Consider the following 2540-nt stretch of genomic DNA (forward strand, 5'->3'; position numbering starts at 1 on the left):
CGGCCGGGCGCGGCGCGAGGACTGGCGCAGGCTCGACGAGGCGGACGTCCGGGTCCGGCCCGGGCGGGGCACCCGGCCCCGCAGCAAGCTGCGCCCGGAGCACGCCGACGCCCGTACCGCGCTGGTCATCGAGGTCGACCGCGGCCGGTGGACCTGCGCCCTGGACAGTGATCCCGGCCGCACCATCGTCGCCATGCGGGCCCGGGAGCTGGGCCGCACCCCGATCGTGGTCGGCGACCTGGTCGACCTGGTCGGGGACACCTCGGGCCGGCCGGACACCCTGGCCCGGGTGGTGCGGGTGGCCGACCGCAGCAGCGTGCTGCGCCGCACCGCCGACGACAACGACCCGTACGAGCGGGTGGTGGTGGCCAACGCCGAGCGGCTGATGATCGTGTGTGCGCTGGCCGATCCGCCGCCGCGCACCGGCTTCATCGACCGGTGCCTGGTGGCCGCCTACACCGGCGGACTGCAACCTGTGCTGTGCCTCACCAAATCCGACCTGGCCAGTCCCGACGAACTCCTCGCCGCCTACGCCGAGCTGGATCTGCCGATCATCGTCACCCGGCACGACAAGGAACCGGAGGAGCTGCGCTCGGCGTTGGCGCACAAGGTGTCCGCGCTGGTCGGCCACTCCGGTGTCGGCAAGTCCACATTGGTCAACCGGCTGGTGCCGGACGCCGACCGGGCGATCGGCGCGGTCAGCGCGGTCGGCAAGGGCCGGCACACCTCCACCACCGCCGTCGCGCTGCCGTTGCCGGGCGGTGGCTGGGTGGTGGACACCCCGGGAATTCGCTCGTTCGGCCTCGCGCACGTGCGGCCGGACGATATCGTGGCCGCGTTCCCGGAGTTCGTGGAGGCGGCGGAGGAATGCCCGTCCAACTGCGGTCATCGGGGCCCCCCGGAGGATCCCGACTGTATGTTGGATGTGGTTACCGCAGCGGGCGAAGCGACTGTGGGCCGGCTCACGTCGCTGCGCCGTCTGCTTGCCTCCCGGGCGGGCCTTGACGAATACCAGGACTGAGCACCAGGTACCGTCCCTCGCGGCTATCTCAACTGGAGGCAACAGCATGCGCAAGACCACCCTTCTCACCTGCGGGGCAGCAGCCATCGCCGCACTGGTGCTGTCCGGCTGCCAGTCCGGCGGCGAGTCGGGCAGTGGCAACTCCGGCAACGGCGCCGGGAGCTCCGCGGAGATCGGCAGCCTGTCCATGCTGGCCGACGTGGTGTCGAAGAAGAGCACCGAGAAGCAGTCCGCCCACATGCAGATGTCCATCGAGGGCGGCGAGGAAGCCATCAACGCCCAGGGCGACATCCAGTTCGGCAACGACGTCGCGATGGAAATGACCATGGCGGTGCCGGAGATGGCCGAGGTCACGATGCGCCTGGTCGACAACGTCTTCTACATCAAGACCGGTGAGGAGCTGGAGCCCGGCAAGCCCTGGCTCAAGATCGACGCCAACGGTTCCGACCCGATGTCCAAGGTCTTCGCGAGCCTGGTCGACCAGATGAAGAGCCAGGGCGACCCGAGCCAGACGCTCAAGCAGCTGCAGGACGCGGGTGAGATCACCAGCAAGAAGAGTGAGCAGCTCGACGGCCAGGACACCACGCACTACACCGTGACCGTGGACGTCCAGAAGGCGCTGGCGAAGGCCGACCCCGAGCTGAAGAAGATGCTCGACGGCGCGGCCACGGCCGGCCTGAAGGACTACCCGATGGACATCTGGCTGAACAAGGACAACCTGCCGGTGCGGATCGTCACCACGGTGTCGGCGACCAACCCGCAGACCCAGAAGACCGAGCAGGCCAAGGTCACCGTCAACTACACCGACTGGGGCAAGAAGATCGAGGTCGCGGCCCCGGCGCCGAACGAGATCGCCGAGTTCCCCAGCTAGTCGCTGTCACGCCCCCGGCCGCCGCGTCGTCCTGATACTGGACGACGACGGCGGAAGGGGTGAGCGGCGGTGCGGGTACTGCTGATCGGAGGCACGGGTGTGCTCGGCCGGGAGGCGGTGCCCCGCCTGCTCGCCGCCGGGCACACCGTGACCGGCCTGGCCCGCTCCGACGAGCGCGCCACCGCGGTGCGGGCGCTCGGCATCGAGCCGGTGGTGGCCGACCTGTTCGACCCCGACTCGATGACCAAGGCGGTGGCCGGGCACGAGGCCGTGGTCAACCTGGCCACCCGGATCCCCACCCGGCCCGCCGCCATGCTGCGCGGCATGACCGAGAACGACCGGATCCGCACCGAAGGCAGCCGGGCGCTGGTCGACGCGGCCCTGGCCACCGGTGATGTCCGGGTGATCGTTCAGGAGGGCGTCTCGTTCGTCTACGCCGACGGCGGCGACGACGTGCTGACCGAGGACGCCCGGCTCGACCCGGTCGGGCCGGTGCGCTCCTCGCTGACCGCGCACGCCAACGTGGCCCGGTTCGCCGAGAGCGGCGGGGCCGGCGTGCGGCTGCGGATCGCCGCGCTGATCGGCGACGAGCCCATGGCCCGCCTGCTGCTCCGGCTGGGCAGAATGCGCCTGCCGGTGATGTTCGGC

At 70.7% G+C, this 2540-nt stretch carries 3 protein-coding genes; all 3 read left to right on the top strand.

Annotated features, from left to right (window positions below):
• On the top strand, positions 1 to 1021 hold a 1021-nt coding region (rsgA, locus tag VFO68_RS09415; protein WP_325157810.1), incomplete at its 5' end, for a ribosome small subunit-dependent GTPase A.
• A gap of 46 nt (positions 1022 to 1067) precedes the next feature.
• Positions 1068 to 1892: a hypothetical protein gene (locus VFO68_RS09420; protein WP_325157811.1), complete on the top strand. Its 825-nt coding sequence runs from the start codon at positions 1068 to 1070 to the stop codon at positions 1890 to 1892.
• Positions 1893 to 1961: 69 nt separating this feature from the next.
• The coding region (locus VFO68_RS09425; RefSeq protein WP_325157812.1) for an NAD(P)-dependent oxidoreductase at positions 1962 to 2540 on the top strand (579 nt) is incomplete at its 3' end.

It is taken from the genome of Actinophytocola sp. (genome assembly GCF_035712165.1).
Classification (GTDB): domain Bacteria; phylum Actinomycetota; class Actinomycetes; order Mycobacteriales; family Pseudonocardiaceae; genus DASYTH01.